General features: G+C 70.5%; 7 protein-coding genes. 3 read left to right on the top strand and 4 right to left on the bottom strand.

Translation table 11 applies throughout. The features are described from left to right. From B0E41_RS16850 to nth, 3 genes are all read left to right on the top strand, one after another. The coding region (locus B0E41_RS16850; protein WP_077332401.1) for an HDOD domain-containing protein at positions 1-753 on the top strand (753 nt) is incomplete at its 5' end. Between the two features lie 39 nt (positions 754-792). Next, entirely contained in the window at positions 793-1,602 is an 810-nt protein-coding gene (locus B0E41_RS16845) for an HDOD domain-containing protein (RefSeq protein WP_077332399.1), read from the top strand. Between the two features lie 150 nt (positions 1,603-1,752). Then, the gene (gene nth / locus B0E41_RS16840) at positions 1,753-2,388 is read left to right on the top strand and encodes an endonuclease III (protein ID WP_077332397.1); all 636 of its coding nucleotides are present in this window, start codon (positions 1,753-1,755) and stop codon (positions 2,386-2,388) included. Positions 2,389-2,420: 32 nt separating this feature from the next. Here the strand turns inward: nth and B0E41_RS16835 are convergent, their stop codons facing one another. From B0E41_RS16835 to cobT, 4 genes are all read right to left on the bottom strand, one after another. Continuing rightward, complete coding sequence (locus B0E41_RS16835; RefSeq protein WP_077332395.1) at positions 2,421-3,698, bottom strand: DUF445 domain-containing protein; 1,278 nt, start codon at positions 3,696-3,698, stop codon at positions 2,421-2,423. Between the two features lie 19 nt (positions 3,699-3,717). Then, positions 3,718-4,272, bottom strand: a complete 555-nt coding sequence (locus B0E41_RS16830) for a histidine phosphatase family protein (RefSeq protein ID WP_077332393.1) — start codon at positions 4,270-4,272, stop codon at positions 3,718-3,720. Further along, positions 4,269-5,081, bottom strand: coding sequence for an adenosylcobinamide-GDP ribazoletransferase (locus tag B0E41_RS16825; protein WP_077332419.1), 813 nt, complete (start codon positions 5,079-5,081; stop codon positions 4,269-4,271). Before B0E41_RS16825 ends, B0E41_RS16830 begins: the two co-directional genes overlap by 4 nt. Positions 5,082-5,223: 142 nt before the next feature. Beyond that, positions 5,224-6,276 carry a nicotinate-nucleotide--dimethylbenzimidazole phosphoribosyltransferase gene (cobT, locus tag B0E41_RS16820; protein WP_077332391.1) on the bottom strand — a complete coding sequence of 351 codons (1,053 nt, stop codon included), beginning with the start codon at positions 6,274-6,276 and terminating at the stop codon, positions 5,224-5,226. Positions 6,277-6,289 lie beyond the last annotated feature (13 nt).

Here is a 6,289-nt window from a genome sequence, read left to right as displayed (position 1 = left end):
GCGCACGAGCTGATCCGTTCGCTGAACGAAGACGACGTGCCCCTGGACCAGCTGCGCGACGTGATTTCGCGCGACCCGGCGCTGGCCGTGCAACTGCTGCGCCTGGCCAACAGCGCGCACTATGGCAACCACTCCAGGGTCGGCACGATCGATGACGCCATCGCCCGCGTGGGCACGGGCCAGGTGCGCGCGCTGGCGCTGGCCTCGTTCTTCAACGATGCCTTCCCCATCGCGCCGGGCCTCGACCGCGAAACCTTCTGGCGCGAGAGCCAGAGCTACGGTGGATTGACGCAGTGGCTGGCCAGCGGCACCGGCTCAGACTGCCAGCAGGCCTGGCTCACGGGTTTCATGGCTCGGGTGGGCGAGCTGCTGATGGGGCTGAAGGTGCCGGGCTGCGTGATCGAGTTCGAAAAACAACCGCAATACCCCGGCGCCCGCTGGGAGCGCGAAATGGCGATGCTGGGCTTCACCGAGGGCCAGGTGAGCGCCGAACTGGCGCGCGCCTGGAACTTTCCCGACGACATGGTCAGCGCGCTGGACGCGGCCGCCAACCCGATGGCGGCCCAGCCGTTTTCGCGCCTGGGCGCGGTGCTGCACGTGGCCGAGCTGCTCGCCGCCACACCCACACCGAGCTTCGCGGCGGTGGACGACCTGCCCGCCGACGTGCTCGCCGCGCTCGACGTGGACGCCGACTGGATGCGCAGCCGCCTGCCACAGGCGCAGCGCTACATGGAAGCGTCGCGCCTGCACTGAGCGCACGCCATCGCCGACGTCCCACACCGGAGCCACACGATGTCCCAGATGGCCGATTTCTTCAAGAACCTCACACTGCCGACCATGCCCGAGGTGGCGCACGAACTGATCCGTTCGCTCAACGACGACGATGCGCCGCTCGCACAGGTGCGCAAAGCCATCGCCAAGGACCCGGCGCTGGCCGTGAAGCTGCTGCGCCTGGCCAACAGCGCGCGCTACGGCGCTTCGCGCACGGTGAGCAGCATCGACGACGCCATGGCCCTCGTGGGTGTGAGCCAGGTGCGCACGCTGGCACTCTCGTCTTGCCTCAACGACGCTTTCCCCGTGGTGCCCGGTCTGAGCCGCGACAGCTTCTGGCGCGAAAGCCAGGTCTGCGGGGGTTACGCGCAGTGGCTGGCCAACAGCATCGGCGCCGACTCAGACCAGGCTTGGCTCACCGGCTTCATGGTGCGGCTGGGTGAACTGGTGATGGCGCAAAACATCCCCGGCTGCCTGACCGAGATCGAAAAGCTGCCGCACCACCCCGGCGCCCGCTGGGAACGTGAGTCGGCGATGCTGGGCTTCACTGAAGGCCAGGTGACGGCCGAGATGGCGCGGCGCTGGCGCTTCCCTGAGGCCGTGGTGCACGCGCTGGAGGCATCGGCCGACCCGATGGCTGCGCGGCCCTTCTCGCGCCTGGGCGCGGTGCTGCACGTGGCCGAACTGCTGGCCGAGTCGGACCCCAAAAACCCCGACACCGTGGACAAGCTGCCGGGCGACGTGCTGGCCGCCCTGCACGTCGATGTGGACTGGCTCAGCAGCCGCCTGCCACAGGCGCAGATGTTCGTGGACGCGTCCACAGTGCATTGAGTCCCCCCCGCAGCGCTTCGCGCTACCCCCCAGGGGGCGGCACTGGCCGTCCGGCACAGCCGGCCCGGCGGTGCCCTGGGGTGGGCCGCCTCGGCGTCGGACGGTCACCCGTCCCATGGATTCTTCTACCTCCGAACTACACTGCGCGGCATGAAAACCGCCGCCATCGAAGCCTTCTTCGCCACCCTCCAGGCCGCCAACCCGCACCCGGTCACCGAGCTGGAATACACCAGCGTGTTCGAGCTGCTGGCCGCTGTGCTGCTCTCGGCCCAGGCCACCGACGTGGGCGTGAACAAGGCGACGCGCAAGCTGTTTCCCGTGGCGAACACGCCGCAGAAAGTGCTGGCGCTCGGGCAGGACGGCTTGGAGCGTTACATCAAGACCATTGGCTTGTACCGCAGCAAGGCGAAGCACCTGATGCAGACTTGCCAGATGCTGGTGGAGCGCCACGGCGGCGAGGTGCCGCGCACGCGCGAGGCGCTGGAAGCCCTGCCCGGCGTTGGCCGCAAAACGGCCAACGTGGTGCTCAACGTGGCCTTCGGCCAGCCCACCATGGCGGTGGACACGCACATCTTCCGCGTCAGCAACCGCACCGGCCTGGCCCCAGGCAAGACGCCGCTGGCGGTGGAGCAACAGCTGCTCAAGCGCGTGCCGCCCGCCTACGCGGTGGACTCGCACCACTGGCTGATCTTGCTGGGGCGCTACGTGTGCCAAGCGCGCAAGCCGCTGTGCCACCGGTGCGCGGTGTCGGCGTATTGCGATTTCACGCCGAAGACGGTGGGCTGAACGGCAACCACAGATCCGTTCGGCCTGAGCCCTCACCCGCCCATCCAGGCCTTCGCCGCTTCGGTCAAGGCATGCAGCAGCAACCCCACCAACGCCCCCACCAGCGTGCCGTTGATGCGGATGAACTGCAGGTCGCGGCCGATGTGCTCTTCCAGCACGCGGCTCATGTCGTGCGCGTCCCAGGCTTCCACCCGCTGCGCCACGAAGCCGACGATGTTGTCGCGGCTGCCCTCCAACGCGCGCAGCAGCACCTGCTGGGCCTGGGCATTGAGCCAGCCGCGCAAGCTGGCGTCTGCCAGCAGCTGCTGGCCGGCGGTCTGCGCCACGCTGGCGTAGCGCTCGGCCAGCGTGGTGTCGGGTTGCAGCGCCTCGTCGCCCAGGCGCTGCATCACCTCGTGCCACCAGGCTTCGATGGGCTCGTTCCACAACGGTTGATCGAGCCAGGCGTCGCGCCAGGTGGCCACGCGGGCCTGCCAGTCGGCGTCGGTCTGCAGGCGCTGGATGGACTGCGCCATCCAGTCGTCGAAGCGGTGGCGCAGCTCGTGCTGCGGGTCGGCCGCCACGTCGGCCAGGGTGTGGGTGAGCGCGGCCACCAGCTTGCGGGTGGCCAGGCGCGCGGCCATTTGGTCGAGGCCCACGTACTTGAGTTGTTTGAGCTCGCCCGCGATGCGCTCGGTGAGCTGCTCTTGCACACCCTCTTGTTCGGCCCAGTGCGCCAGTTGCTGCAACAGGCCGTTGAGCCACTGCTGGTGGTGGCCGTGTTGTGTGAGCGCCGCCAGCGCTTGCCCGGCGAGTGTGGCCACGTCCACCTGGCGCAGCAGGCGCTGCGCGAGTTGCGCGACCCACTGGCGCACCAGCGGCTGGTCCAGCGCGTTCAGCAAAGCCGGCGTGGCCTGCTGCAGCCACCGGCCCACGCGCGCGGCGGACTCGGGCTGCGCCAGCCAGCGGCCCAGCTCCTGGCCCAGGTCCCAGCGCTCAAGCATGGGGCGCACGTGTTCGGCGGTGAGGAAGTGCGTGCCCAGGAAGCGCGCGAGCTGCGCGCCCAGCCGGTCCTTGTTGGCCACGATGATGGCGGTGTGCGGGATGGGCAGGCCCAGCGGATGGCGGAACAGCGCGACCACGGCGAACCAGTCGGCCAGCGCGCCCACCACCGCCGCGCCCGCTGCGGCGGCCACATAGGCCCAGGCGGGGTGGCGCGGGGTGAGCAGTGTGGCCACGCTGTAAATCACCACGGCCAGCAGCAGCAAGCCGAGCGCCAGCGCCTTCATGCGGGCGAGGCTGGCTCGGGGGTTGGAGTGTGGGATGTCCATGGGCAACAGTGTGCCCTGATCAGATGTCCATGCAGAGGTGGCTGCCGGGCTCGGGGGCTTCTTGCGGCCACTGCGCCACGTCGGTGATCGGTCCACGCCCGTGCGCGGCCACAAACTGTGCCGCGCGGATCACGCCCGCATGGGTGACCCACAACGCCTCGCTGGCCCCGCTTTCGCGCAGCCCATGCAGCGCGTCGGCCACGCGGTCAATCACCTGTTGCGTGCTCTCGGCACCGCCGAAACGGTGATGGGCGAAGTCGGCCATCCAGGTGTCGAAGGCCGCTCGGGGCACGGCGTCCCAGCGCTGCAGCTCCCAGTGGCCAAAGTCCATTTCGTTCAGGCGTGTGTCGGTGAGCGGTGTGTGAAGGTCGGGGCGCAGTGCCCGCAGCGCGTGGGCCAGTTGCTGCGCGCGCCCCAGGCCCGACACCCAGACCGGCAGCCCCTGCGGCAGCAGCGCAGCGGCGGATTCGGCGGCGCCCTGCGTGAGCGCGGCGTCCGCCGGCACGTCGCTGGCGCCGTAACACAGCCCGGCCTCCAGCGTGACGCGGGCGTGGCGCAGCAGCCAGAGCTTCACGGTGCGACCGCGGGCAATGACAAGGCCAGCGCCAGGTAAAACAGCAGCTCGCACACCTGCTGCGTGGCGCCCAGGCCATCGCCGGTGAAACCCTGCAGGCGGCGGCGCAGCAGGCGCCACATCCAGGCCAGGCCGATCAGCGCACCCAGCACGGCCTGCGCCCAGCGCACGGTGGGCAACAGCCACAGGACCAGCGCCATCGCCAGCCCCCACCAGACCAGCCCCACCACGAGGCCACCCAGGCCGATGCTCTCGGCCAGTGGCTTCGACTTGGACAAAGGCGTGTCGCCCACGTGGGGCAGCGTGTGGATGATGAACAGCGGCATGAGCCGGGAGGTCACGTGCCCGGCCAACAGCGCCAGCGCCGCCACCGCCGCGCCGCCGCTCTGCGCGATCAGCGCCAGCAACGCGACTTTGCTCAGCAAGGCCAGCACCAGCGCGATCGCACCGTAGGAGCCGATGCGCGAGTCTTTCATGATCTCCAGCGCGCGCTCGCGGCTCACCGCGCCACCCAGGCCGTCGGCCGTGTCGGCGAGGCCGTCTTCGTGGAACGCGCCGGTCAGCATCACGCTGAACACGGTGCTGAGCAGCGCCGCGACCCAGGGCGCCGCCGGCTGCGCGGGCAGGAACCACCACACACCTGCGAACACCGCCGCCGTGGACGCGCCAACGACCCAGCCCACACCGGGGAAGTGCGCGGCGCTGGCGCGCAGCATGGCCGGGCTGAAGCCCACCCAGGCCGCCAGCCGGCCCGTCACCGGGATGCGGGTGAAGAACTGGAGGGCCAGCAGGAAGTGTCGGACGGGCATGAACACCCCCCTGCGCCGCTGCGCGTCTTCCCCCCTCTCCTGCGGGAGGGGGGACACAGCCTCTGGCCCGGCCCAGCCGGTTCCAGGGCTGGCGCTCCGGTCGGAGGGCCGCTCAGCGTCTTCGCCGTGCACCGTGCGCTCCTCAGACAGGCGTGGTTTCGTCGCTGCGCGACACCCCCGCCGCCTCAAAACTCGCCATCTCGCGCAGGATGGCGCAGGCGCTCACCAGCAGCGGCCAGGCCATGGCCGCACCCGAACCTTCGCCCAGGCGCAGGCCCAGGTCGAGCAGCGGCTCGGCGCGCAGGTGCGCGAGCATGAGCGCATGGCCGCGTTCGCCCGAGCGGTGCGCGAACACGCAGCGCTGCAGCACGGCCGGCTGCAATGCCGCGGCCACCAGCACGGCCGAGCTGGCGATGAAACCGTCCACCACGATCACGCGGCGCTCGGCCGCCGCCTGCAGCACCGCGCCCACCATGGTGGTGATCTCAAAACCGCCGAACGCCGCCAGCGCGTCCATCGGTTGCCGTGCCTCGGCGTGGCGCTCCAGCACCTCGCGCAGGATGCCGATCTTGCGTTGCACGGCCTCGGCGTCGAGCCCCGTGCCGGCGCCGGTGCAGTCGGCCACGGCCAGGCCGGCCAGACGGGACAGCAGCATGGACGCGGCCGAGGTGTTGCCGATGCCCATCTCGCCCAGCAGCAGCGCGTTGCCCGGCAGCGCCTTCACCAGCGCGGCGCCGTTGGCCAGCGCGGTGTCGCGCTGCGCGGCGCTCATGGCCGGGCCTTCGAGCGCGTCCGCCGTGCCGGGCGCGACCTTGTGGATGAGCAAGCCCTTGCGAGGAGCGAAGTCGTGACGCACACCGCAGTCCACCACCGTGAGGCCGATGCCGTGCTGCCGCGCGAGCACGCTCACCGCCGCGCCGCCGGCCAGGAAGTTCTCGACCATCTGCCAGGTCACATCGCTCGGGTAGGCCGACACGCCGCGTGCGGCCAGGCCATGGTCGCCGGCAAACACCACCAGCTGTGGGTCTTTCAGTTCGGGCGATTCGTTGCCGAGGATCACACCGATGCGATGCGCCAGCGCCTCGATGCGACCCAGCGAGCCCAGCGGCTTGGTCTTGTTGTCCAGCAGGTGCTGCAGGCGCGCGGCGAGCGCGGGCTGGGCGATGTCGGCGATGACGGGAGGGGTGTAGGACATGGCAGGCTCCAGG

This window comes from Hydrogenophaga sp. A37, assembly GCF_002001205.1.
Lineage (GTDB): Bacteria > Pseudomonadota > Gammaproteobacteria > Burkholderiales > Burkholderiaceae_C > Hydrogenophaga.
The sequence above is the reverse complement of the archived record's forward strand: the minus strand, read 5'-3'. Positions and strand labels throughout refer to the sequence as shown.

Bases quoted from the DNA above. Each gene is read 5' to 3' on its own strand.
- B0E41_RS16845 (WP_077332399.1), top strand. From the start codon at position 793: ATGTCCCAGATGGCCGATTTCTTCAAGAACCTCACACTGCCGACCATG.
- nth (WP_077332397.1), top strand. From the start codon at position 1,753: ATGAAAACCGCCGCCATCGAAGCCTTCTTCGCCACCCTCCAGGCCGCC.
- B0E41_RS16835 (WP_077332395.1), bottom strand. From the start codon at position 3,698: ATGGACATCCCACACTCCAACCCCCGAGCCAGCCTCGCCCGCATGAAG.
- B0E41_RS16825 (WP_077332419.1), bottom strand. From the start codon at position 5,081: ATGCCCGTCCGACACTTCCTGCTGGCCCTCCAGTTCTTCACCCGCATC.
- cobT (WP_077332391.1), bottom strand. From the start codon at position 6,276: ATGTCCTACACCCCTCCCGTCATCGCCGACATCGCCCAGCCCGCGCTC.